The 21,198-nt window shown below is 63.9% G+C and carries 25 protein-coding genes; 13 read left to right on the forward strand and 12 right to left on the reverse strand.

Features of this window, described 5'->3' with window-relative positions; genetic code table 11:
• The first annotated feature begins 75 nt into the window (after positions 1–75).
• Positions 76–603 carry a winged helix DNA-binding protein gene (locus AC1DZY_RS09385; protein WP_476819840.1) on the forward strand — a complete coding sequence of 176 codons (528 nt, stop codon included), beginning with the start codon at positions 76–78 and terminating at the stop codon, positions 601–603.
• Between the two features lie 556 nt (positions 604–1,159).
• Here AC1DZY_RS09385 and AC1DZY_RS09390 read toward each other — a convergent pair.
• From AC1DZY_RS09390 to AC1DZY_RS09400, 3 genes are all read right to left on the reverse strand, one after another.
• Positions 1,160–2,425: a hypothetical protein gene (locus tag AC1DZY_RS09390; RefSeq protein ID WP_476819841.1), complete on the reverse strand. Its 1,266-nt coding sequence runs from the start codon at positions 2,423–2,425 to the stop codon at positions 1,160–1,162.
• 232 nt (positions 2,426–2,657) lie between these two features.
• Positions 2,658–3,212 (reverse strand): SRPBCC family protein, encoded by a 555-nt coding sequence (locus tag AC1DZY_RS09395; protein WP_476819842.1) that lies wholly within the window; start codon positions 3,210–3,212, stop codon positions 2,658–2,660.
• Positions 3,193–3,531 carry a metalloregulator ArsR/SmtB family transcription factor gene (locus tag AC1DZY_RS09400; RefSeq protein ID WP_476819843.1) on the reverse strand — a complete coding sequence of 113 codons (339 nt, stop codon included), beginning with the start codon at positions 3,529–3,531 and terminating at the stop codon, positions 3,193–3,195. The genes AC1DZY_RS09395 and AC1DZY_RS09400 overlap by 20 nt, the downstream gene beginning before the upstream one ends.
• A 372-nt stretch (positions 3,532–3,903) precedes the next feature.
• Between AC1DZY_RS09400 and AC1DZY_RS09405 the strand changes: the two genes are divergently transcribed.
• Positions 3,904–4,782 carry a DMT family transporter gene (locus AC1DZY_RS09405; protein WP_476819844.1) on the forward strand — a complete coding sequence of 293 codons (879 nt, stop codon included), beginning with the start codon at positions 3,904–3,906 and terminating at the stop codon, positions 4,780–4,782.
• 19 nt (positions 4,783–4,801) lie between these two features.
• On the opposite strand, the gene AC1DZY_RS09410 is transcribed toward AC1DZY_RS09405, so the two are convergent.
• The 3 genes from AC1DZY_RS09410 to AC1DZY_RS09420 form a co-directional block, all read right to left on the reverse strand.
• The gene (locus AC1DZY_RS09410; protein ID WP_476819845.1) at positions 4,802–5,437 is read right to left on the reverse strand and encodes a pyridoxamine 5'-phosphate oxidase family protein; all 636 of its coding nucleotides are present in this window, start codon (positions 5,435–5,437) and stop codon (positions 4,802–4,804) included.
• A gap of 21 nt (positions 5,438–5,458) precedes the next feature.
• A complete protein-coding gene (locus AC1DZY_RS09415) occupies positions 5,459–5,788 on the reverse strand; it encodes a hypothetical protein (protein WP_476819846.1) in 330 nt (109 codons plus the stop codon).
• A 241-nt stretch (positions 5,789–6,029) separates the two neighbouring features.
• On the reverse strand, positions 6,030–7,058 hold the full coding sequence (locus tag AC1DZY_RS09420) for a PAS domain-containing protein (RefSeq protein ID WP_476819847.1): 1,029 nt from the start codon (positions 7,056–7,058) through the stop codon (positions 6,030–6,032).
• A gap of 262 nt (positions 7,059–7,320) precedes the next feature.
• On the opposite strand from AC1DZY_RS09420, the gene AC1DZY_RS09425 reads away from it, so the two are divergent.
• The 4 genes from AC1DZY_RS09425 to AC1DZY_RS09440 all read left to right on the forward strand — a co-directional run bounded on the left by AC1DZY_RS09425 (position 7,321) and on the right by AC1DZY_RS09440 (position 10,125).
• Positions 7,321–7,779, forward strand: coding sequence for a hypothetical protein (locus AC1DZY_RS09425; protein ID WP_476819848.1), 459 nt, complete (start codon positions 7,321–7,323; stop codon positions 7,777–7,779).
• Positions 7,780–7,864: 85 nt separating this feature from the next.
• Complete coding sequence (locus tag AC1DZY_RS09430) at positions 7,865–8,533, forward strand: ribonuclease T2 family protein (RefSeq protein WP_476820030.1); 669 nt, start codon at positions 7,865–7,867, stop codon at positions 8,531–8,533.
• Between the two features lie 89 nt (positions 8,534–8,622).
• Positions 8,623–9,474: a 23S rRNA (adenine(2030)-N(6))-methyltransferase RlmJ gene (locus AC1DZY_RS09435; protein WP_476819849.1), complete on the forward strand. Its 852-nt coding sequence runs from the start codon at positions 8,623–8,625 to the stop codon at positions 9,472–9,474.
• A 45-nt stretch (positions 9,475–9,519) separates the two neighbouring features.
• Positions 9,520–10,125 (forward strand): glutathione S-transferase family protein, encoded by a 606-nt coding sequence (locus AC1DZY_RS09440; protein WP_476819850.1) that lies wholly within the window; start codon positions 9,520–9,522, stop codon positions 10,123–10,125.
• Between the two features lie 148 nt (positions 10,126–10,273).
• Here the strand turns inward: AC1DZY_RS09440 and AC1DZY_RS09445 are convergent, their stop codons facing one another.
• Positions 10,274–10,957: an outer membrane protein gene (locus AC1DZY_RS09445; RefSeq protein ID WP_476819851.1), complete on the reverse strand. Its 684-nt coding sequence runs from the start codon at positions 10,955–10,957 to the stop codon at positions 10,274–10,276.
• Positions 10,958–11,331: 374 nt separating this feature from the next.
• On the opposite strand from AC1DZY_RS09445, the gene AC1DZY_RS09450 reads away from it, so the two are divergent.
• On the forward strand, positions 11,332–12,132 hold the full coding sequence (locus tag AC1DZY_RS09450) for a glycosyltransferase family 2 protein (RefSeq protein WP_476819852.1): 801 nt from the start codon (positions 11,332–11,334) through the stop codon (positions 12,130–12,132).
• A gap of 4 nt (positions 12,133–12,136) precedes the next feature.
• Positions 12,137–12,883 (forward strand): SDR family oxidoreductase, encoded by a 747-nt coding sequence (locus tag AC1DZY_RS09455; protein ID WP_476819853.1) that lies wholly within the window; start codon positions 12,137–12,139, stop codon positions 12,881–12,883.
• Between the two features lie 56 nt (positions 12,884–12,939).
• On the opposite strand, the gene AC1DZY_RS09460 is transcribed toward AC1DZY_RS09455, so the two are convergent.
• Positions 12,940–13,569, reverse strand: a complete 630-nt coding sequence (locus AC1DZY_RS09460) for a DsbA family protein (protein WP_476819854.1) — start codon at positions 13,567–13,569, stop codon at positions 12,940–12,942.
• Between the two features lie 138 nt (positions 13,570–13,707).
• On the opposite strand from AC1DZY_RS09460, the gene AC1DZY_RS09465 reads away from it, so the two are divergent.
• Both AC1DZY_RS09465 and AC1DZY_RS09470 read left to right on the forward strand, forming a co-directional pair.
• On the forward strand, positions 13,708–13,980 hold the full coding sequence (locus tag AC1DZY_RS09465) for a type II toxin-antitoxin system ParD family antitoxin (RefSeq protein ID WP_476819855.1): 273 nt from the start codon (positions 13,708–13,710) through the stop codon (positions 13,978–13,980).
• Positions 13,977–14,270 (forward strand): type II toxin-antitoxin system RelE/ParE family toxin, encoded by a 294-nt coding sequence (locus tag AC1DZY_RS09470; protein WP_476819856.1) that lies wholly within the window; start codon positions 13,977–13,979, stop codon positions 14,268–14,270. The genes AC1DZY_RS09465 and AC1DZY_RS09470 overlap by 4 nt, the downstream gene beginning before the upstream one ends.
• Positions 14,271–14,276: 6 nt before the next feature.
• Here AC1DZY_RS09470 and pgeF read toward each other — a convergent pair whose 3' ends face one another.
• From pgeF to lgt, 3 genes are read right to left on the reverse strand one after another with little or no spacing between them, the layout of a single operon-like run.
• Positions 14,277–15,041 carry a peptidoglycan editing factor PgeF gene (gene pgeF / locus AC1DZY_RS09475; protein ID WP_476819857.1) on the reverse strand — a complete coding sequence of 255 codons (765 nt, stop codon included), beginning with the start codon at positions 15,039–15,041 and terminating at the stop codon, positions 14,277–14,279.
• Positions 15,042–15,063: 22 nt separating this feature from the next.
• Positions 15,064–16,158 carry a class I SAM-dependent methyltransferase gene (locus AC1DZY_RS09480; protein ID WP_476819858.1) on the reverse strand — a complete coding sequence of 365 codons (1,095 nt, stop codon included), beginning with the start codon at positions 16,156–16,158 and terminating at the stop codon, positions 15,064–15,066.
• Positions 16,155–16,994 carry a prolipoprotein diacylglyceryl transferase gene (lgt, locus tag AC1DZY_RS09485; protein WP_476819859.1) on the reverse strand — a complete coding sequence of 280 codons (840 nt, stop codon included), beginning with the start codon at positions 16,992–16,994 and terminating at the stop codon, positions 16,155–16,157. The genes AC1DZY_RS09480 and lgt overlap by 4 nt, the downstream gene beginning before the upstream one ends.
• A gap of 147 nt (positions 16,995–17,141) precedes the next feature.
• Here lgt and AC1DZY_RS09490 point away from each other — a divergent pair, with 147 nt between their 5' ends.
• Together AC1DZY_RS09490 and AC1DZY_RS09495 are read left to right on the forward strand one after the other, a co-directional pair.
• Positions 17,142–17,381 (forward strand): FitA-like ribbon-helix-helix domain-containing protein, encoded by a 240-nt coding sequence (locus AC1DZY_RS09490; protein WP_476819860.1) that lies wholly within the window; start codon positions 17,142–17,144, stop codon positions 17,379–17,381.
• Positions 17,378–17,803 carry a PIN domain-containing protein gene (locus tag AC1DZY_RS09495; protein WP_476819861.1) on the forward strand — a complete coding sequence of 142 codons (426 nt, stop codon included), beginning with the start codon at positions 17,378–17,380 and terminating at the stop codon, positions 17,801–17,803. Before AC1DZY_RS09490 ends, AC1DZY_RS09495 begins: the two co-directional genes overlap by 4 nt.
• Here AC1DZY_RS09495 and AC1DZY_RS09500 read toward each other — a convergent pair.
• The gene (locus tag AC1DZY_RS09500) at positions 17,795–18,817 is read right to left on the reverse strand and encodes an NADP-dependent oxidoreductase (protein ID WP_476819862.1); all 1,023 of its coding nucleotides are present in this window, start codon (positions 18,815–18,817) and stop codon (positions 17,795–17,797) included. The genes AC1DZY_RS09495 and AC1DZY_RS09500 overlap by 9 nt on opposite strands.
• Positions 18,818–18,960: 143 nt before the next feature.
• On the opposite strand from AC1DZY_RS09500, the gene uvrC reads away from it, so the two are divergent.
• Entirely contained in the window at positions 18,961–21,087 is a 2,127-nt protein-coding gene (uvrC, locus tag AC1DZY_RS09505; RefSeq protein WP_476819863.1) for an excinuclease ABC subunit UvrC, read from the forward strand.
• The last annotated feature ends 111 nt before the right edge of the window (positions 21,088–21,198 follow it).

Raw genomic sequence — 21,198 nt, forward strand, 5'->3', positions numbered from 1 at the left:
CCGGCTGAAGGAAAAGCGCGAGGAACCCCTCTCCCGCAGGGAGAGGGGTTCCCTACGCCCATTCCGGCTTGCGACATGTCAAACTCTCCCCCTCTCGACGACCTCGGCCCGATCGTCTCCTCCGGCCATCTCGCCTCCGGCGCGATGCCGGCGCTGTCGGAGTTCGAGTTCGCGCTGACGATGACGGTGCACGCCTTTCATCGCTGGGCCGTGCGCTGCATGGCGGTCGCCGGCGTGCCCGACCTGTCGCCGCTCGACGTGCTGGTGCTGCACAACGTCAACCACCGCGCAAAGCCCAAGCGGCTGGCCGACATCTGCCTCGTCCTCAACATCGAGGACACGCATCTGGTGAACTATTCGCTGAAGAAGCTGGAGCGCCTGAAGCTGCTCAAGGGCGGCCGCAAGGGCAAGGAGAAGACGGTTCAGGTCACGCCTGCCGGCGAGGACGCCTGCAAGCGCTACGCCCAGGTCCGTGAGCAACTGCTGGTCAAGTCCGTGCTCGGCACCGGCATCGACCCCAGACGCCTCTCGGAGATCGCCGCCGCGATGCGCTCGCTCTCGGGCCAGTACGACCAGGCGGCAAGGGCGGCGGCGAGCCTTTGAGGCCCGACCTTCCTTCTCCCCCGGGGGGAGAAGGAAGCGCGCACCAAAAACCCCGCCGGCTCAGCGCCGCGAGGGTTTCGGGTCTTCCGGATGCGTATCCCGAGGGGATGCGCGGGACGTTCGGGGCGTCGCAGTCGACGGCTGCGAGCCGATGTCGAAGTCGAGTCGATGTCGAGCAGCGTCAAAGGCCGCCCCGACCGTCCCGCGCGCGGTTCTCTGGGGGTCCGTCGTCCGTCTTAGAGCCCGGCACAGGGCCCGCGCCTGCCTCTTCGGCGTGGCGGACGATCGGCACCTCCATGACGGCAAACCCGCGACGGCCCGCCACCATGAACACCGCAACCCCGCCCGGCCGCACGACGCCTCGCGACAGCCCCCTTGGTCGGGCGGAGCGGGGGGAGAATAGGCATGGGGCGGTGGGGCCGGGGATAAGGTGGGAGCGAGCAGTGGATATTGGGCCCTTGAGGCTCGAATTGGACGAGCTCCGAACATCAAGTTGACGGCCGCTTCTAACTTGTACAGCCGAAATCATGTGCCTGCTTGGGTCAACGGCATAATTCTAAGATGCAATTGGCTCCGAAAGAAGGTCGATTTCTTTGACTATTACTCGTCCTGCATAGCTCATCAACTTATTAAACTGTTCGATATCCTCACTCAGCAACCGCGCCTTTCCTCTATGGACAATTTCAGATCTGACAGAGTATATATTCTTAAAATCTTTAAGTATAATCTCCCTTTCTATTTCATTTCTTCCAATCATATATGCACACCGGTTGCTAAGTATGTCACCAATAGATAATTGATCGGCGTGCTTCTGATCTCCAAGAAGAATTTCTATACATATAGTTGCTTGAATAAATGACAATAAATCATTATCGCCGGTTAAGCTATCGAATAACCATCGAGATGCCAGAAGAATTTTCTCTGAAGTCTTAGAGCGCAAAGCATTTCGCATTCTGTTCATAGAAAGATTATATAATTTATCATTCCCAGAAACAGATATATTTACAAATAGATTGCCTATAGCTGAATAAACCGTGCCACCTATCAACGAAAAACCATCATAATTCAATGCAGACAGCTCATACTTATATCTAAATATGATACTTGAAGATTTTTTTTCATCGTATTTTGTATGCTTAACAATTTTATTGGCGAAACACAAACCAAGGAACGACCTCACAATGCCGCTCGCGTCATGAGCGCTATTAAGTTCATTATAAAAATCAAAATAACCGCTCATATCTACTTCCAGAACAACTCCCGCCTCGTTACGATCAACGGCTTTAATGTCAGGAAGAATAATTGTATTTTTTGTCAACTCTCCCTCGTGGCGGTAAACCTCGGAGTAGTTACCCGCTAATTTTGGCGACCATCTGGTAAGTCTTACGGAATCACCAAACTGAAACTCTTGAAGATCCTTCCTCAGTAAAGCATGAATTGCTTCTGGGAGGGGGTACAGCAATTTGTAAGAATGAGGAAGCGCAAGAAAGTCATTGACCATCTCTGTCGCGATTTGCTCAAATGTCGCTATATCAGACAGATCTTTTAGCGATACCAAGCCTACATCTTCATCATATTCTCGGTCCCAGAATTCTTTAACGATCCAAAATGAAAAGAATTTGCTAAGAGGCTTATCGCTAATCGTAGCTGTCAAAATCTTTCTTTGCGGCGAATCTATACTGATAACATCGTCGATACTTTCAAAATTCTTAAAAACATCGCGCAATATGAGGTAATTATTCTGTATTTTAATGTCGGGCAAAATCTGCCTAATCGTTCCCAACAGTTTTTTCTTTTGAGTCTCTGTTATGGTGATTGGCAATTTCCGCCCCCCGGCAAGCGAATCGAAGCTGCACTGTTATTAGATCACAGCGTGCCCTCGACCGAAATCGAAGTCGTTGATCGCAGTGCTTTAGTTAGCTGCCGGAGGCAACCTATCCGTTCAAATGCAATTCATCGACTTTGGACTGAATGCGGTCTTTAAAAAAAGCGACTGTCGAAAATGAGAAAAGCCCGGACTACGCCGGGCTCTCCAGTCGCAAAGCTGCGGCGACTTAAACCGCCGCCCCCTTCTGCATCTCCGCATATTCCGCCTGCAGCCGCTCATGCACCGACCAGAAGCCGCCGGGCTCGCGGCCCGTGAGCTGGTCGGCGAGCAGGTCGAGATGCAGGTGCCAGCCGCTGGAGACCATCGCCATGCGGTCCTTGGTGGCGAGCCTGCGATGGGTCAGCACGAGCTTCACCTTGTCGCCGGCCTGCGAGAGCAGGAATTCGACGTCGGAATCCGGGTCGCCCATGCCGACCCAGTTGAAGGCGAAGCGGTGCGGCGGCTCCCAGGCGGTGATGGTGCCACCCATCATCGCGCCCTCGTCGTTCATCTTGCGCGCGCCCTCGGGCGGCTGCTCCTTCGTGATCAGCGAATGCTTGAAGAACAGCGCGACATGGCCCCCATCGCGCGGCTCGGCGTCGCCGCCGCAAAACCAGGTCGCGCGCTTTTCGCCCTCGACCAGATAGGCCCAGACCCGCTCGATCGGCCCCGGCAGCAGCCGCTCGAAGCGCACCGCGCCGCTTTCCAGAACCGTGCCGTATTCATGCGTCGTCGTTTGCATCACGCTCTCCATCTTCCTGTTCGGCTTTCGCCAGTTCAGCTTCGAGATCGTCGAGTTTCGGCCCCCAGAAGCCGCGGACCTTGCGCACCCAGGCGTCGAACTCGTCGAAACCCGCGCGATCGAGCCGATAGATGCGGCGCTGGCCGCTGACCTCGACCGTGACCAGCCCGGCCTCCTTCAGCACCTTGAGATGCTGCGAGATCGCCGGAGCGCTCATGCTGAATCGCGCCGTGATCTCGCCGGCCGCCAAAGCGCCCTGCCCCAGCATCTCGACGATGCGGCGGCGGGTGGGCTCGGCGAGGGCGACGAAACGATCCATACAGTGATAATTCGTCATTCACTTAATTAAGTCAATACGAAAATATAGGTAACGCCAATTCTGATCGTTCCCTCCCCGTCGTCCCGGGCGTAGCGAAGCGAAGACCCGGGACCCATTCCGGACCATCTCCGGCAAAGGTTCCGGAATGGATCCCGGGTCTCCCTGCGGTCGCCCGGGATGACCTACGTTTTTCGGGATCTAAGAGCCTATCTGGACACTCCCGACAGCCCTCATCCTGCGGAAGCGCTCCTCAGGATGAGGGCTGAGCGGTTGAATTCGCGCGTACCCACGATGCTGCGCCGCAGGATTGCGCCCGGGCGGCGTCTGCGCCACAGAGGCCGCCCCGCACGAGAGCCCCAGCCGACCACGCCGATGACGCCCCGCAACGCCCAGCTCGCCGGCATCGGCATGATGCTGCTCGGCATCCTGATGTTTTCGCTCAACGACGTGATGGGGAAATGGCTGGTCGCGACCTATACGGTCGGCCAGCTGCTGCTGATCCGCAGCGCCGCGGCGCTGGTCGTGTTGTCGCCCTTCATCGTCGCGCAGGGGCTCCAGCGCACGCTGCGGCCGCAGCGCCCCGGCCTGCAATGGCTGCGCGTCGCCATGGGCGCGTGCGAATCGGCGCTGTTTTATCTCGCCGTGTCCTATCTGCCGCTCGCCGACACGATGACCCTGTGGATGGCGGCGCCGGTCTGGGTCGTGCTGCTGGCGGCGCTGCTGCTGGGCGAAAAGGTCTCAACCGGCCGCTGGCTCGCGGTGCTGGCGGGCTTCGCCGGGGTGGTGGTGACACTGTCGCCGAGCGGTGCGGCGCTCTCGATGCCGGCTCTGGCCGCCATCCTCGGCAGCATGCTGCTGGCGGCGCTGATGATCGCCGGGCGCTATCTGCGCGGAACGCCCGACGTCACCCTCGTCGGCCTGCAGACTTTCGGCACGCTTATCGTCGGGCTGGCGCTGCTGCCCTTCGGCTGGGTGACGCCCACGGTGCTCGATTTCGGCCTGCTGGCGCTGCTCGGCATCGTCGCCATGGCCGCGCATCTGTGCGTCACGCGCTCGCTCAAGCTGGCGGAGGCGTCGGTCGTGGTGCCCTACCAGTACACGCTGATCGTCTGGGCGCTGATCTTCGGCTGGCTCGTCTTCAACGACTGGCCGACGCCGGCGATGCTGCTGGGGTCCACGATGATCGTCGTGGCCGGACTGGCGCTGCTGGTGCTGGAGCGGCGCGCCGGCCGCATTGCCGCTGTGGCCTGACCCGCGAAAGGCACGACACTCAGTAAAGCCGCGTGCGATAACCCTCTTCCATGGTGGCCTCGGCTTCGGCGACGCCGATCGCCTTGGTCTGCTCGGCGACGATGCGGCCGAGCGTCGGGAAGACGCCGCGCTGGACCTGGGCGGCCGGATCCCACAGCTTCGAGCGGATCAGCGCCTTGCCGCAATGGAAGAAGGCCTCCTCGACCTCGACCAGAAGGCCGGTCGTCGGCGTCCGCTCCTGCACCGTCGAGGGTTCGAGCAGGCCGGAATCGCGCGTCAGCCGCGCCCGGCCGTTGACGCGCAGCGTCTCGGCGATGCCCGGCACCATGAAGATCAGCCCGACGCCGGCCGCCGAGAGGATGTTGCCGAAGCTGTCGACCCGGTTGTTGCCGCGCCGGTCGGGAATCAGCAGCGTCCTGTCGTCGAGCACGCGCACGAAGCCCGGCGCATCGCCGCGCGGGCTGGCGTCGGCGCGCCCCGAGCCGTCGGCGCTCGCCAGCACGAGGAAGGGCGAGAGCGCGATGAAATCGCGGCAGAACTGGTCGAGCCGGTCGATCACCTTGCGCTCGGCCAGCGGATTGACCGCGCCGAAATGGCCGCGCAAATCGGCGGCATCCGCGATTCGGGCGTTCGGATCGTCGAAATTCGCGGTCATCGCCGGTCTCCGGTCGTGCGCTCAACCTGCGGCCAGCTTGGCCTGTGTCTGCGGCAGAGCGCAATACTCGCTGGCAAGCGCATGGGTCAGCATTAGCAGGTAGCTCAACCGCGGCAGCCTCACCATGCCAGGCAGCATCATCAAGCCTTCGCAGAGTTCGGCCACATAGGAGCTCGTCTCCAGTTCGGACGGTCCCATCGTCGGCGGCTCCGGCGCTGTCTCGTTGCGCATGCCTTCCGCGCAACTTCTCAGCTGCTGCAACAGCAGATCGAGAGCATCGGCCGACGGCGGCATGACGCGGGCCTGGTCGGGCTTGTTCCCATTTGAAGTGCCGTGCATCGGTCCCTCCATGCTTCTGATGCCGGAACCATGGTGGGCAAAACATGCTAAACGGCTGTTAACCAATTTTTCCGGATCGTTAACGCTCGCGCCCAAATCTCGCGCAGCTTTTGCGCGGGTATGGTTTTGCTTCCCGCAACAGGTCGATTTTTGCTGCCTCACCAATGGGCAACTGCCGTCATTGACAGCAAAATATGAGGCGACACAGACGTCGAAATGTAGCGCCCGCCGGCGACGGGCGAATCAGGCCTCATCAGGCAGGGCGCACGCCAGGCTTTCCGGTGGGCGGAAAAATGAACTCGATCCCGGCTCGCTGTAGGCAGGTCTTGATCGGCTCCAGCAGGAGCACCTCGCCCTTCGTCACGCCGTCGAATTCCTCAAGGCGGCGAATCGACGATGACGGCACGCTGGCCTCGCTTCCCAAGCGATTGACTGACCAGTTCAGGATGCCGCGCGCACCGCGAATCTGTGAGCCTGTGACGCCCATAGCGTTGTCGGGATCCACGGCCCACTCCTTGCGGGCATGGATGTCGATGGCAGCGCCGATCCATTCGAGGATGAAGCCGTTGGCGCTTCGGACAGGCGAGGCGCGCGCCAGCACCCACAGATACCCTCCATCGCGCTTGAGAAGCCGCAATTCCTGTTCGTAGGGCTTACCGCTTTCCAAGGACGCCCTCCAGGACTGGACCACGCTTTCGCGATCATCGGGATGGATGCCCCCGGCCCAGTTCCAGCCCTCGGTGGATTGCTCCGGCAGGCCGGTGATCGCCGCCAAGCCGGGGTTGCGTTCGCTGTAGCCATCCGCTCCCGTGCTCCAAACGAATAACGTCGCAGCGTCCGCCAACACGTTGAAGCGTTGACGATGCGTCGCCACGGCCTGTCTCAGTTCCACCTCGTGCGTGATGTCGAACAGGATACCGATCATGCGAACCGGTACGCCTCGCGCGTTATTCACGAACTCGATATGTTTAGAGACCCAGCGTAGCCTGCCGCTATCCGTAATGACTCGCAGCTCTCGATCGACGATCGCGCCGCTCGACACGATCGTCTCGAGTTCGGACGGCGACAGCCGGTCATCGACATGGACGCGGGCGTTTACGGCACCGAGAACAGGAACGAACTTTGTCCTGTCGACATCGAGCAGATCGAACATTCCATCGGACCAAAAGGTCTCGCGGGATGGCAGGTCGCAAATCCAGAAGCCGCCCCTCAGCCGCTCCTCCACGATATGCACGAGACGAAGGACAAACTCGCCATCGCCAATGACCCCGCCAAGATCCATCCGCAACCGCCCCAAGTTGCCTGTTCCGCCGGACGATATCCAACGGCCTGAGACCATCGTCTGTCAGTTCGTGTCGATCATGCGCTCTCTCTGCTCTCTATGGTTGAACTTAATCGTTTCGCGTTCAATTGCATTGTCATGCCTTAGTAGAAAATTTGTCGGCCTCGGCTGCACTTCCACAGGACCGATCCGCCTTGACCCCGACTCCTCAGCCAGCCATCGTGCGACATCGGATCCTTTTACTTCACGAGGCTTTGCCCCAATGCGCCGCGCTTTGCTGCGAACCGCCCTTGTCTCCCTCGCCTGCCTGACGGCGGCTTTCTCCGCCGAGGCCTCGGGCCGCAGGGTCAACCCGGCCGACCGCGCCGAAAACCGCATCATCGCGATGTACGGCAACCTGCCGGCCTGCGAGGACGCCGCCGTGCTCGGCGAGATCACGAACTGGTTCAATTCGCGCGAGGCCAAGTTCTGGGGCCCGCTGCAGGCCGTCACCTATGACCGGGTCAGGCCGATCGGCTTTCGCCCGCTCGGCGACGATTTCATCCCGCGCCGCTTCTGCACCGCCCGCATGGCGCTGAACGACGGCAGCATCCACCGCGTCGATTATTCGGTGCGCGAGAATCTCGGCCTGTTCGGCTACACCTGGAACGTCAACTGGTGCGTCAGCGGGCTCGACCGCCACCGCTCCTACGCGCCCGACTGCAAGATGGCCCGGCCCTAACGCGGCCGGCGTCATGCCATCACTGAAGATCCTGGCCTCGCTGAAAGTCATGGTCCTGCTGAAGGTCATGTCCGTGCTGAAAGTCATGGCCCTGCTGAAAGTCGCTTTCGCGCTCTTCGCAGGCATCGTCCTGTCGCAGGCCGCGCTGGCGCAGGGCCGCTATGATCGCGGCGGCACGCCCGGTGAATTCGACTTCTACGTGCTCGCGTTGTCTTGGTCGCCGGGCTTCTGCGAACTCGACGGCGGCAATGGCCGCAACCGCGAGCAATGTGCGCAAGGAGCGGGCCTGCGCTTCGTCGTCCACGGCCTCTGGCCCCAAAACGAGCGCGGCTATCCCAGCGATTGCGGCCCGGCCGGGCGCACGCCCTCGCGCATCGCCCTGGAACAGACGCGCGGCGTTTTCCCGACCGAGGACCTCGCCCGCTACGAATGGCGCAAGCACGGCACCTGCTCTGGATCGAGCCCGACCGACTATTTCGCCGATGTCCGCCGCGCCCGCGACAAGGTCGCGATCCCGCCGCAACTGGCCAAGGCCGAGCGCGACCAGACATGGACCGCGATCGACCTCGAGCGCGCTTTCGTGTCGGCCAATCCCGGCCTGCGCACCGACATGATGTCGGTCGCCTGCAAGCGCGGCGTGCTGCAGGAGGTCCGCATCTGCCTCAGCAAGGGCCTGCGCAATTTCCAGACCTGCCAGGAGGTCGATCGCTCCGGCTGCCGCACGCGCGACATCACCGTGGTCGCGCCGCGTTAGCACCGTCATCCATGCCCCTCAGCCCTCATCCTGAGGAGGGCTCGGATGGGATGACTGACACCGCTCGAAAACCCGCGTAAGAGCGGACGATGAACTACCGCCACGGCTTCCACGCCGGAAACTTCGCCGACGTCCTGAAGCATGTGATTCTCACGCGCATCCTGACCCATCTCAACGCCAAGGACGCAGCCTATCGCGTCGTCGACACCCATGCCGGCGCCGGCCGCTACGATCTCGGCTCGGAGGAGGCGCTGCGGACGCATGAATGGAAGGATGGCGTCGCGCGCATCGACCGCTCGCCGCTGGCCCCGCCGGTCGAGGTTTTGCTGAAGCCCTGGCGCGATGCGCTCTCGGGCGCGCGCGCGCTTTTCGGCCCCGATGCCTATCCCGGCTCGCCCTGGCTCTGCCGGCAGGCGATGCGCGCCGAGGACCGGCTGATCGCCGCCGAACTCCATTCGCAGACCCACAAGAAGCTCGCCGCCGTGCTCGGCCGCGATTCGCGCTGCAAGGCGCTGGCGATCGACGGCTGGAACGCGCTACGCGGCAATGTCCCGCCCAAGGAGCGACGCGGCCTCGTGCTGATCGACCCGCCCTTCGAGGAGAAGGACGAGTTCGCCACGCTCGAGGCCGAGTTGATCGCCGCCCACCGCAAATGGCCCGGCGGCATCTATGCGCTGTGGTATCCGGTCAAGGACCGCCTCGCCGTCGCCAATCTCCTGAGCGCGATCATGGCGGCCGGCATCGGCAAGCTGCTGCGGCTCGAAATCGACGTCGACAGACCCGAAGCCGCCGGCGGCCTGAGCGCGACCGGCATGCTGATCGTCAACCCGCCCTGGACGCTCGCCGGCGAGGCCGCGATTCTGCTGCCCGCTTTGACCGAACGCCTCGCGCAGGGCCCGAAGCCACGCTACCTTTGCGAGCCGATCCGCCCGGACGGCTGAAGCTCTGCTTCTCTCAAAGATCCGTTCTCGACTCAGGATGTCCCGATGCTGACCTTGCGCTCCTCGCCCGCCTCCCCCTTCGGCCGCAAGGTCAAGATCGCCGCGCTCGAACTCGGCCTGATGGAGAGGATCGAGATCGTCGCAGCCGATACGAACGACCCCACCGAGCCGCTGCGCCAGCAGAACCCGCTCGGCAAGATCCCGACCCTGGTGCTGGAGGACGGCACGACGCTGTTCGATTCGCGCGTCATCGTCGAATATCTCGATCATCTCGCCGGCGGCGGACAGCTTTTTCCGGCCGGTGAGGGCCGCTTCGCGCAACTGCGCCTGCAGGCGCTGGCCGACGGCCTCGCCGATGCAGCGCTGCTGCAGGTCTACGAGGTCCGCATGCGGCCGGAAGAAAACCGCAACGCGAACTGGGTCGCCAATCAGGCGAGCAAGGTCGAACGCGCGCTGATCGCGCTTGAACTCGCGCCGCCAGCCTTCACCGGCAAACCCCGGATCGGCGAAATCGCGCTGGCCTGCGCGCTCGGCTATCTCGATCTGCGCTTCGAGGGCAAATGGCGCGCCGGCCATCCCAATCTCGTCGCCTGGCTCGACGCCTTCGCCGCGAAGGTGCCGGCCTTCGAAGCAACGCGCTTCAAGGGCTGAGGACGGGCCGCCGCGCTGCGCCGTCGTTCCGGACAAGCGGCGAAGCCGCGTCGATCCGGAATGACGGCGTCCTGAAAAACCTCGGAACAACAAAAAACCCGGTGGCCGAAGCCACCGGGTTCTTCAAATCCCCGCGAGGGGAAAGCGACTAGAACTTGTAGTTCAGGCCGGCGCGGACGACCGAGAACTTGGTCTCGACCTTCTGGTTGAAGGTGCCGCCGGGGACGTTGATCGATTCCTTGCTCAGATCGGTGTAGAGATACTCGACCTTCGCAGTCCAGTTGTTGGTGAAGGCGTATTCGAGACCGCCGCCGACCGTCCAGCCGTACTGGGTGTTGTCGTTGCTGAACGAGCCGACCGGCGTGCTGATCTTGTTCTTCACGTTGCCATAGGCGAAGCCGCCGGTGACATAGGGCAGGAACCGGTCCAACGCGTAGCCGACGCGGCCACGAACCGTGCCAAAATAGTTCAACTCGTTCGAGGCGCGGACGCCCGAAGCGATGAGAGCGCTCTGCGACTTCAGGTCGGCGCCCTGGAAATCGGTCTCGATGCCGAGGACGATCTGGCCGAGCTGGTAGTTGTAGCCGATCTGGCCACCGCCGATGATGCCGTCGGGATCATCGTACTTGCCGATGACGCCCAGATTCGTGGAATCGACCTGGCCGAAGCCGTAGCCGACATTGGCGCCGACGTAGAAGCCGGTCCAGGTGAAGATCGGCGCGTAGATCGGGGCGACGACGGGGCCCTTGCGGGACGGCAGGTCGGCGGCAGAGGCGGCGCCGGCAGCGACGAGGCCCAACGCCGCGACGCTCGAAAGCAGATACTTCTTCATAGTGGACTCCTGGTCGTCGCTGTTGCCGGGATTTGCCCCGACGGGTGAATTCGATGGCCAACATATAAGACCACGGCGAGCCTTTGTCTGTTGCGGCAGAAGCACATCTGCCGTGGAGACCACGGCGGAAATGCGGCACGAATCGGGATGACTAAGGCTAAAGCGTGAATCCATATTAATGATTGTTAAAGGACGCTGAATGGTAAATCGAATACTAATAAAACGTTGCCCGCCTTCTCCGTGCCAACCGACTAACGCGGCACCTGTCGTAAGGTTCCAGAGGTCTCAAATCCTTCCCGACGCCTGCCCGCTTGCGGGTCTTGGCGACGCGTGCTTAAGCCGGAAACGACCAGTCCAATGACGAGACGCCGCTTGTGCCGCCTCTATCGATTTTCATCATCACGCGCGACGAGGCCGACCGGATCGCGCGGACGATCGAGGCGGTCCGTTCCCTGAGCGACGACATCGTCGTCGTCGATTCCGGCTCGACCGACGGCACGCAGACAATCGCCGAGCGCCTCGGCGCGCGCGTTATCTTCAATCCATGGCCGGGCTACGGGCCGCAGAAGCGTTTCGCCGAGGAGCAATGCCGCCACGACTGGCTGCTCAACATCGATGCCGACGAGGTCGTGCCGGCGGGACTGTCAGCCGAGATCGCCGCACTCTTCGCCAACGGCGCGCCGGCGGCGGACGCCTACAAGCTGCGCATCGCCGAGATCTTTCCCGGCGAAGGCGCGCCCCACCGCTTCGCCTATGCGTTGGCTCCGGTCAGGCTCTACAGCCGATTGAAAGGGCGCTATTCGCCCTCGCCGGTGCATGACCGCGTCGATCTCGCGCCCGATGCCCGCATCGCGCGGCTGAAGGGCATCGTGCATCACTATTCCGTACGCTCGCTCGGCGAGCAGATGGACAAGCTCAACAGCTACAGCGACGCCCAGGCCGACGATCTCGACGGGCGCGGCGCAACGCTCTCTGCCTTCCGGCTGATGGCGGAGTTTCCCGCCAACTTCATCAAGGCCTATATCGGCCGCCGCCATGCGCTGCGCGGCATCTACGGCTTCATGACCGCAATGAACTTCGCCTTCTATCGCTATCTGCGCGTCGCCAAGCATTGGGAGCGCCGGCTGCAGCGACGCTCGACCGCCGCCGGATCGGATCGGCGCGATGGAGGATAGCGCCATGACCGAGGTCGCGCTCGTCACGGGCGGTGGCCGCCGGATCGGCCGTGCCATCGTCGAAAGACTCGGCCGTGCCGGCTATGCGATCGCGATCCATTGCGGGAGCGCCCGCGAGGAGGCAGACGAGCTTGCCGCCGACCTCGCAAGCCGTGGCGGGCGCGCCTGCGTCGTCGTCGCCGACCTTGCCGATCCCGCGGCGGTCGATCGCATCGTGCCCGAAGCGGAAGCCACGCTCGGCCCGGTGACGCTGCTCGTCAACAACGCCTCGACCTTCACGGTCGACGATATCCTCAATCTCGACGTCGCAGTCTGGAACCGCCAGTTTTCGGTCAACCTGCGCGCGCCCTCGGTGCTGGCTGGCGCGATGGCCAACCGCCTGCCGGCCGGTCGCGACGGGGCGATCGTCAACATCATCGACCAGCGCGTCTGGAAACTGACGCCGCAATATTATTCCTACACCCTGACCAAGGCCGCTCTGCTGACGGCGACCAAGACCATGGCGCAGGCCCTGGCGCCGCGCATCAGGGTCAATGCCGTCGGCCCCGGCCCGACCCTGCCCAACCCGCATGACGGCGCAGGCGCGATGGAGGCGGAAGCCGCGGCGACCCTGCTCGGTCATAAGGTCGACGTGGCCGAGATCGCCGAAGCCGTACTCTATCTGGCGCAGGCGCGCTCTGTGACCGGGCAGATGATAGCGGTCGACGCCGGCCAGCATCTCGGCTGGCGCACGCCCGACATCGTCGGCTGATCAGGCCTTGCAGCAAGGCATGATGTCGTCCGAAAACCGGACGCCGCTTTTCGGCATCATGCTTGCGCGTCGTTACGAAAGGCCGCCCGGCCGCTCGCCAGCGCATCCTCGAGCAGGTCAAGCCTGTCCTGGCCCCAGAACACCTCGCCATCCAGCACATAGCTGGGAGCGCCGAAGACACCGGCCTCGATCGCGGTGTTGATCGTCGCGGCATAGAGCTGGACCACCGCCTCGCTCCCGGCGCTCTCCAGCAGCGCCGCGCCGTTGAAGCCGGCTGCATCGGCAAGGTTCGAGATCAGATCGCGCTGCGACAGATCCTCGTCGCGCGCCCAGACGCCCGCCAGCACTTCGCCGACGAAGCCCGACGGATCGCCGCCGGCCTGCGCGATCGCGATCGCGACCCGGTCGGCGAGCGAGACGTCGAACGGGAAATGCCGGGGATAGATCACCAGCGGCAGGTCGCGCTTCTCGCGCCAGCGCTGCAGTTCGAGGATGCGGTAGCGCTGMCTGACGGGGTGTCGCTTGGGCAGGGGCAGCCCGCCGGTCTCGTCGAAGACCATGCGCAGCGGCGTCGGCTTGTAGGAGACCGTGCAGCCATGCCGTTGCGCCATCTCGATGAAGGTCGCGTGGCCGAGATAGGTCCAGGGCGAGAGCAGGGTGAAGTAGTAGTCGATCTGGCGGGGCATCTCGGGCACTCGATGAGGATTCTGACTGACTGGGATGCATCGGGACATGCCGATCCGTGCACGGCAAGCGCGACGTCCTGATGAGTGACATAACAGCAACGCGCCTGTACGATCTATGGGTACTCTGTGGAGGCTTGGATGGGCAAAAGTACCTCGATCGTTCTCAGCGATCATTTCATCCGCTTCATCGACAGGCAGCTCGCCAAGGGAACGTATGGATCGGCGAGCGAGGTCGTCCGCGCCGGCTTGCGACTTCTCGAAGAGCACGCCATCGAGGTCGAAGCCCTGCAGGCAGCGTTGACCGAAGGCGAGGAGAGCGATGATGTCGAGAATTTCGATATCGATACGCTGGTTGCCAAGGCGCGACGGGAGTACGAGCTGGAAACCAAAAGCCGCAATGCGGCGGAATGAGACGACTGGTCGTCCGGCGGCGCGCGAGCCGCGACCTTCACGACATCCTGCTTTACTCCGCACGCAAATGGGGGATCGATCAGGCGGAGCGCTATGTGCGTGACATTCACGCGGTTTTCGAACGGCTCCTGGCCGATCCAAATCTCGGCTCGACGATATCGCTGCCGCGCGGTGTCTACCGGCGTCTAAACGTCGGCTCGCACGCGGTCTTCTTTACGACGCCGGACGCAACCGTCACGATCGTCCGCGTTCTGCATCAGCGGCGAGACATCCCCCGACACCTCGTCTGAAAAGCCTCACTCCAGCACGATCGCCGAGATCAGCCGGCCGTAATCGGGCTCCGCCCGGTGCGTCGTGCGGCGATAGCTGAAAAAGCGCTGCTCGTCGCCATAGGTGCAAAGGCCGAGATCGACGAAGCGCCCGATCCCCGCCTCCTGCGCGCGCAGGCCGATGAAAGCCGGCAGGTCGAACATCGCATGCGCCGGCCGCTCGGACGCGGTGAAGAAGCGCGCATAGGTCGCGTTCTCCGCCTTGAAGCGCTCGACGAATTCCGGCCCGACCTCATAGGCTTTGGCGCTGATCGTCGGCCCGAGTACGGCGAGAATGCGCTCGCGCCGCGCGCCGAGCTTTTCCATCGCGGTGACGGTCGAGGCCACGACCCCGGTGAAGGCGCCCTTCCAGCCGGAATGGGCCGCGCCGATCACGCGCGCCTCGCTGTCGACGAACAGGATCGGCCCGCAATCGGCGGTGGAAATGCCCAGCGCCACGCCCGACGCCGCGCTGACCATCGCGTCGGCTTTGGGCTTGTCTCCAAGCCACGGGCCCGTCACCACCTCGGCATCGGGCGAATGAACCTGATGGATGCTGACCAGATGCGTCGGCTCGACCTTGAGATGACCGGCCATGCGCGCGCGGTTCTCCCTGATCGCCGCAGGATCGTCGGACGATCCGAGGCCACCGTTCAGCGCAGCGTATATGCCACGGGAGACGCCGCCCTCGCGCGTAAAGAAGGCGTGGCGGATGCCGGGTTCGGCGGAAAGATCGGGAGCGGTGATGAACATGACAATCGTCCGGTCGGTGGTCTCAGCCCTGCTCTGGCAGCCGATGAAGGTCAAATCCGGGCAAGCCTGGCAAGCCCGGATGCGATAGCGCGACAACCTTGAACAATTCGCCCATCCCGGTCGCGGCCGGGTCGGTCAGCCGGTCGAAGGCGGATCGCAGGGTTTGCGCCTGGGTCGGCGTCGCCCGCGTGGCCAGCGCCTGCGCCCGCTCGGCCAGACCCAGCGCGAGCAGGAAGGCAGCTTGCGTTACGGGACCATGCGCGGCTGCACCGGCGTCGAGCCCCGCCTGCGCCATCCGGTGGAAATCGACATGGACGGTCAGGTCCGCCTCGCCGGGATCGGCCAGCGGATCGACGAAGGCGTGACGCTGCATCGCCTGCAACGTATCGCCGAAGCCTGATCGCGCCGAGCCGTAGTCGATCAGCAGCGCTGCCCCGCCTGACTGCGCGAGGTGGCGGGCAAGCGTCGAGACCAACTCGAGCGCAACCGTCGGCTGCTCGAAGACCGCGCCTTGCGGCGCATCGAACCGCAGAGCGGGATCGGCCGCTCCGGCAAGGCCGAAGGTCAATTCGCCATCGTCACCAAGCCCCACCAGCCGTTCGCGCCAACCCTCCGGCGTCATCACGAACTGATCGAGCGGCAGCGCGTCGAGAAACTCGTTGGCGAGGACGATGACCGGGCCGTCCAGCGCATCGCCAATCATCTCGTGCCAGACCGGCTCGGCAACGCCGGCAAGGATCTTCGCCTGCATCTCGCGCAATGTTGGGCTGGTCTCGACCAGATGCACGCTCACGGCCTCCCGAAACGCGGGCAAGACCTTCGCCGCTCGCAGCGCATCCGCCATCAGCGTGCCCCGCCCCGGCCCGAGTTCGACCAATCTGACGGAAGCCGGCGCGCCCATCGCCTGCCAGACGCTCGCCGCCCAGACCCCGATCAGTTCGCCGAACATCTGGCTGATCTCGGGCGCGGTGGTGAAATCGCCCTGCGCTCCGAACGGATCGCGGCTTATATAGTAGCCATGGCGGGGATGGCCGAGGCAGAGCGCCATGTAGCGCGAGATCGAGAGCGGCCCCTCGTCCCGGATCAACCCGGCGAGTTCCGCCTTCAGCGTGGTCACGCCGCGGCTCGCCTCGACCGCAGGAACAGGACGAGGCCGGCGGCAAACAGCGGCAGCGAGAGCAGCATGCCCATGGTGATGCCGCCCGAGAGCGCATCGACATTGCCACCGAACAGGAAGCCGAGCTGCGGATCGGGTTCGCGGAAGAACTCGCAGACGATACGCGCAACCGCATAGGCCATGCCGAACAGTCCGGCGACGAGACCCGGACGCCGCAAGCCGCCCGCCCGCACCACCAGCGCCAGCAGGACGAAGAGCACGAGCCCTTCGGCAAAGGCTTCGTAGAGCTGGCTCGGATGGCGCGGCAGCGGCCCGGCATTGGGGAACACCATCGCCCACGCCACGCCCGGCGCGGGCCGGCCCCAAAGCTCGGCATTGATGAAATTGGCGATGCGGCCGAGAAACAGCCCGATCGGCACCACGGCGGCGGCGAGATCGAACATGGCGAGCGCCGGATACCCCCGACGCCGCGCGAACAGCCACAGGCCCAGCGTCGCCCCGATCAGCCCGCCATGGAAGGACATGCCACCCTGCCAGATCGCGATGATGTCCTGCGGCCGGGCGAGATAGCGGGCAAGATCATAAAACAGCACGAAGCCGAGCCGCCCGCCGAGCACGACGCCAAGCGCCACGAACAGCAGCATGTCGTCGAGCTCTTCGGCCTTGGGCTTCGCCCGGCCCGCCCAGAGCCCATCGGCCGAGACAAGCTTTCGCGCATACCACCAGCCGCCGATCAATCCGACGACATAGGCAAGCCCATACCATTTGACCGAGAGCGGCCCGAGCGACAGCGCGACCGGATCGATCACCGGAAAGGGGAGGACGAAGACGGGCATGGGCGGATGCGTCCGATGTGCGGGTGCAGGGTGATGAACGCAGGATGCGAGAAGGGTCAAGGGGCGGCTCACATCTGCCGCCATTCAGATTGAAAGCAATGCTGTCATTATGATAGCATTGCTTTCAATGATGATGAGGAGCTCACGATGCCGTCAGTCACAGTCAGGCAGCTCTCCGACGAAACGCACCGGGCGCTCAAGGTCCAGGCGGCGCGTCATGGCCGCAGCACGGAAGCGGAAATCCGGCACATTCTCGATGCGGCCGTCAATCCGCCGGAGCGCGTCAAGCTCGGCTCGTTGCTCGCCCAGATCGGTCGGGAAACCGGGGGCTTCGAAACCGAAGGCCTGCGCGACAAGTCGATCTCCGAGCCGATGAGTTTCGAGTGATCCTGCTGGACACGAACGTCGTCTCGGAGGCGTCGAGACCGGGCGGAGATGGCAACGTCAAGGTTTGGCTCGATGCACAAGCCGCCGGCACCCTCTATCTTTCGACGATCACCGTTGCCGAACTGCTGTTGGGAATTGCGATCCTCCCGGATGGACGCCGCAAGAGCGCGCTCGAAGAAAACCTGCGGACTTTGATTTTGCCGTTCTTCGAGGGGCGTATTCTGCTTTTCGACACGCCGGCTGCGGAGGCCTACGCTCGACTGCGAGCGCACTGCCGTGCGATCGGGCAAGCCATCGCGACCGCCGACGGCTACATCGCGGCGATTGCCATGGCGCATGGCCTCACCGTGGCGACGCGGGACATTGCTCCATTCGTCGCGGCGGGCCGGCCCGTGATCGATCCCTGGTCGGCCTCAGCCTGAGACCTTCACCACCAGCTTGCCGAAGTTGCGCCCCTCCAGCAGGCCGATGAAAGCGTCGGGTGCGTTCTCCAGCCCCGCGACGATGTCCTCCTTGTATCTGACCGCGCCCTCAGTGATCCAGCCCGCCATGTCACTGTAGAAGCTCGGGCGCTGGGCCGTGAACTCGCTCTGGATGAAGCCGCGGATCAGCAGGCTCTTCGAGAGAACTTGCCGCATCACCACCGGGAACCTGTCTGGCCCTTCGAACTCGCCGGTGCTGTTGTATTGCGCGACGAGCCCGCAGACCGGGATGCGGGCAAAGCTGTTGAGCAGCGGAAAGACCGCGTCCCAGACCTTGCCGCCGACATTCTCGAAATAGACCCCGATGCCATCCGGGCAGGCCGCGGCAAGTTGCGCCGCGAGGTCGGGAACGTTGTGATCGATGACGGCGTCGAAGCCGAACTGGTCGCGCACGAAAGCGCATTTCTCCGGCCCGCCCGCGATGCCGACGGCCCGCGCGCCCTTGATCCGGGCGATCTGCCCGACGGCCGAACCCACCGGCCCGCTCGCCGCCGCCACGACCACGGTCTCGCCCGGCTTCGGCTGGCCGATCGTCAGGAGCCCGGCATAGGCGGTGAAGCCGGGCATGCCGAGCACGCCCAGCGCGGTGGTGACGGGGGCGGAGGCCGGATCGAGTTTGCGCAGCGTCTTGCCGTCCGCCACCGCATGAGTCTGCCAGCCGGAATGCGAGAGCACGACGTCGCCCGGCTTGAAATCGGGATGGCGGCTTTCCAGAACCTCGCCGACCGTGCCGCCCTCCATGACGGCGCCGATCTCGGTCGAGGCGGCATAGGACTTCGCCGCGCTCATCCGCCCGCGCATATAGGGGTCGAGCGAGAGATAGAGGATCTTCAGCAGCACCTGCCCGTCGGACGGCACAGGGATCGCGGCGTGCTCGACCCGGAAATCGCCCGGTGTCGGACGTCCCGTTGGGCGGGAGGCCAGAACGATGCGCACGCTGTCTGTCGCAGTCATGGATGCTGATCCTTGATCAAGGTGAACTTGCGATTCGCGCACTGAATATGGGACCGGGTGAGCCGGCGGTCAGCATGTCAGCTCTGCATTCCGGGCGACGCGAACGACGTTCCTGACATGACGAAACGCATGTCTCGTCCTACATGGAAGCGATGACTCGCGAACTGCCCACCGACGCCCCCACCCCCGACGAGATCGAGGACGAGGAGGACGCCCTCCCCGCTCCCGTGCTCGATCTCGGCGAGACCGCGCCCGGCGCCCTCAAGCATGGCATCGAGATCATCGCCGGTTTCGCCAAGCACCTGCCCGGCAAGCCCGGCGTCTACCGCATGTTCGATCGCGCCGGCGAGGTGCTCTATGTTGGCAAGGCGAAGAACCTGAAGAACCGGGTCACGGCCTATGCGCGCGGCATGGCCCACACCAACGCCGTCGCGCGGATGATCGCCGAGACGGCGAACATGGAGTTCGTCACCACCGGCACCGAGACCGAGGCGCTGCTGCTCGAATCCAACCTGATCAAGCAGCTGAGGCCGCGCTACAACGTGCTGCTGCGCGACGACAAGTCGTTCCCTTACATCCTGCTCAGCGGCGACCACGACGCGCCGCAGATCGCCAAGCATCGCGGCTCGCGCCAGCGCAAGGGCGACTATTACGGCCCTTTTGCCTCGGTCTGGGCGGTGACGCGCACCATCGACGCGCTGCAGAAGGCCTTCCTGCTGCGCTCCTGCACCGACTCGTTCTACGAGAACCGCACCCGGCCCTGCCTGCTCTTCCAGATCAAGCGCTGCGCCGGCCCCTGCACCGGCGAGATCAGTATTCCCGACTATCAGGCGCTCGCCGGCCAGGCGCGCGACTTCCTCGCCGGGCGCTCGTCGGGCGTGAAGAAATTGCTGTCGCAGCGCATGCAGGAGGCGGCCGAAGAGCTCGAATTCGAGAAGGCGGCGCGCTATCGCGACCGGCTCGCGGCGCTCTCGGCCGTCGCTGCGGGTCAGGATATCAACACGCAAGGCGTCGAGGAGGCGGATGTCTTCGCCATCGACGAGCAGGCCGGGCAGTTCTGCGTCGAGATCTTCTTTTTTCGCAATCACCAGAACTGGGGCAACCGGGCGCTGTTTCCCCGCGCCGACCGCTCTCTGACGCCCGCCGAAGTGCTCGCCTCGGTGGTGACGCAGTTCTACGACGACAAGCCGCCGCCGCGTCTCGTGCTGCTCTCCCATGACGTCGAGGAGATCGAGCTGATCGCGGCGGCGCTCTCGGCGCGGGCCGGTCGCAAGGTCGAGGTCGCCGCTCCCAAGCGCGGCGAGAAGACCGACCTCGTCGAGCATGCTCGGAAAAACGCCCGCGAGGCGCTGTCGCGAAAACTCGCCGACAATGCCGGCCAGCAATCGCTGCTGGCGGCGCTGGGCGCGGCCTTCGGACTGGCGAAGGCGCCAAGGCGCGTCGAGGTCTACGACAATTCGCACATCATGGGCACCAACGCCGTCGGCGGCATGGTCGTGGCCGGCAAGGACGGCTTCATGAAGAGCCACTACCGCACCTTCAACATCTCCACGGACACGATAGCCGGCGACGATTTCGGCATGATGCGCGAGGTCCTGCAGCGGCGATTCGCAAGGCTGGCGAAGGAGAGCGGTGGCGCCGACTTAAAGACCGATCCGACTCTCAGCCCTCATCCTGAGGAGGCCGCGTCAGCGGCCGTCTCGAAGGATGCTCCAGAGCGCGCTGGACCATCCTTCGAGACGAAGCCTGCGGCTTCTCCTCAGGATGAGGGCTCGGGTGGGACGAGCGCACGGCAGCAGGACGACGACTCAGCCTTTCCCTCCCGGCCCGACCTCGTCATCGTCGACGGCGGCAAGGGCCAGTTCGAGGCGGCGCGCAGGATCATGGCCGAATGCGGCGCGGGCGACGTGCCCCTCGTCGCCATCGCCAAGGGCGTCGACCGCAACGCCATGCGCGAGACCTTCCACATGGCGGGACACGAACCCTTCAAGCTGCAGCCGCGCGACCCGGCGCTGTATTTTGTCCAGCGCCTGCGCGACGAGGCCCACCGCTTCGCCATCGGCACGCACCGGGCAAGGCGCAAGAAGGACACGATGAAGAACCCGCTCGACGAGATTCCCGGCATCGGCCCGTCGCGGAAGCGGGCGCTGCTGCTGCATTTCGGCACGGTGAAGGCGATCCAGCGCGCCAAGCTCGACGATCTGATGGGGACGCCCGGCGTCAACGCCGCCACCGCCAAGGCGGTGCATGACTATTTTCACGACGCATGATCTTTCACGATGCATGATCTTTCACGACGCATGACCGCCGCGGACGCATGACTGCCGCAAATGCATGAGCGTATGGGCGGACTTCGCGGCTTTGCGTGTTGACGCTGTCGC

This window comes from Allobosea sp. P2_A10, assembly GCF_056405115.1.

Coding starts and splice junctions, on each gene's coding strand:
- AC1DZY_RS09455 (WP_476819853.1), top strand. CDS start 12,137: ATGACCGAGGTCGCGCTCGTCACGGGCGGTGGCCGCCGGATCGGCCGT.
- AC1DZY_RS09445 (WP_476819851.1), bottom strand. CDS start 10,957: ATGAAGAAGTATCTGCTTTCGAGCGTCGCGGCGTTGGGCCTCGTCGCT.
- AC1DZY_RS09385 (WP_476819840.1), top strand. CDS start 76: ATGTCAAACTCTCCCCCTCTCGACGACCTCGGCCCGATCGTCTCCTCC.
- AC1DZY_RS09405 (WP_476819844.1), top strand. CDS start 3,904: ATGACGCCCCGCAACGCCCAGCTCGCCGGCATCGGCATGATGCTGCTC.
- AC1DZY_RS09500 (WP_476819862.1), bottom strand. CDS start 18,817: ATGACTGCGACAGACAGCGTGCGCATCGTTCTGGCCTCCCGCCCAACG.
- AC1DZY_RS09435 (WP_476819849.1), top strand. CDS start 8,623: ATGAACTACCGCCACGGCTTCCACGCCGGAAACTTCGCCGACGTCCTG.
- AC1DZY_RS09400 (WP_476819843.1), bottom strand. CDS start 3,531: ATGGATCGTTTCGTCGCCCTCGCCGAGCCCACCCGCCGCCGCATCGTC.
- AC1DZY_RS09440 (WP_476819850.1), top strand. CDS start 9,520: ATGCTGACCTTGCGCTCCTCGCCCGCCTCCCCCTTCGGCCGCAAGGTC.
- pgeF (WP_476819857.1), bottom strand. CDS start 15,041: ATGTTCATCACCGCTCCCGATCTTTCCGCCGAACCCGGCATCCGCCAC.
- AC1DZY_RS09425 (WP_476819848.1), top strand. CDS start 7,321: ATGCGCCGCGCTTTGCTGCGAACCGCCCTTGTCTCCCTCGCCTGCCTG.
- AC1DZY_RS09470 (WP_476819856.1), top strand. CDS start 13,977: ATGAGACGACTGGTCGTCCGGCGGCGCGCGAGCCGCGACCTTCACGAC.
- AC1DZY_RS09420 (WP_476819847.1), bottom strand. CDS start 7,058: ATGGATCTTGGCGGGGTCATTGGCGATGGCGAGTTTGTCCTTCGTCTC.
- AC1DZY_RS09490 (WP_476819860.1), top strand. CDS start 17,142: ATGCCGTCAGTCACAGTCAGGCAGCTCTCCGACGAAACGCACCGGGCG.
- lgt (WP_476819859.1), bottom strand. CDS start 16,994: ATGCCCGTCTTCGTCCTCCCCTTTCCGGTGATCGATCCGGTCGCGCTG.
- AC1DZY_RS09395 (WP_476819842.1), bottom strand. CDS start 3,212: ATGCAAACGACGACGCATGAATACGGCACGGTTCTGGAAAGCGGCGCG.
- AC1DZY_RS09410 (WP_476819845.1), bottom strand. CDS start 5,437: ATGACCGCGAATTTCGACGATCCGAACGCCCGAATCGCGGATGCCGCC.
- AC1DZY_RS09415 (WP_476819846.1), bottom strand. CDS start 5,788: ATGGAGGGACCGATGCACGGCACTTCAAATGGGAACAAGCCCGACCAG.
- uvrC (WP_476819863.1), top strand. CDS start 18,961: ATGGAAGCGATGACTCGCGAACTGCCCACCGACGCCCCCACCCCCGAC.
- AC1DZY_RS09430 (WP_476820030.1), top strand. CDS start 7,865: ATGGCCCTGCTGAAAGTCGCTTTCGCGCTCTTCGCAGGCATCGTCCTG.
- AC1DZY_RS09465 (WP_476819855.1), top strand. CDS start 13,708: ATGGGCAAAAGTACCTCGATCGTTCTCAGCGATCATTTCATCCGCTTC.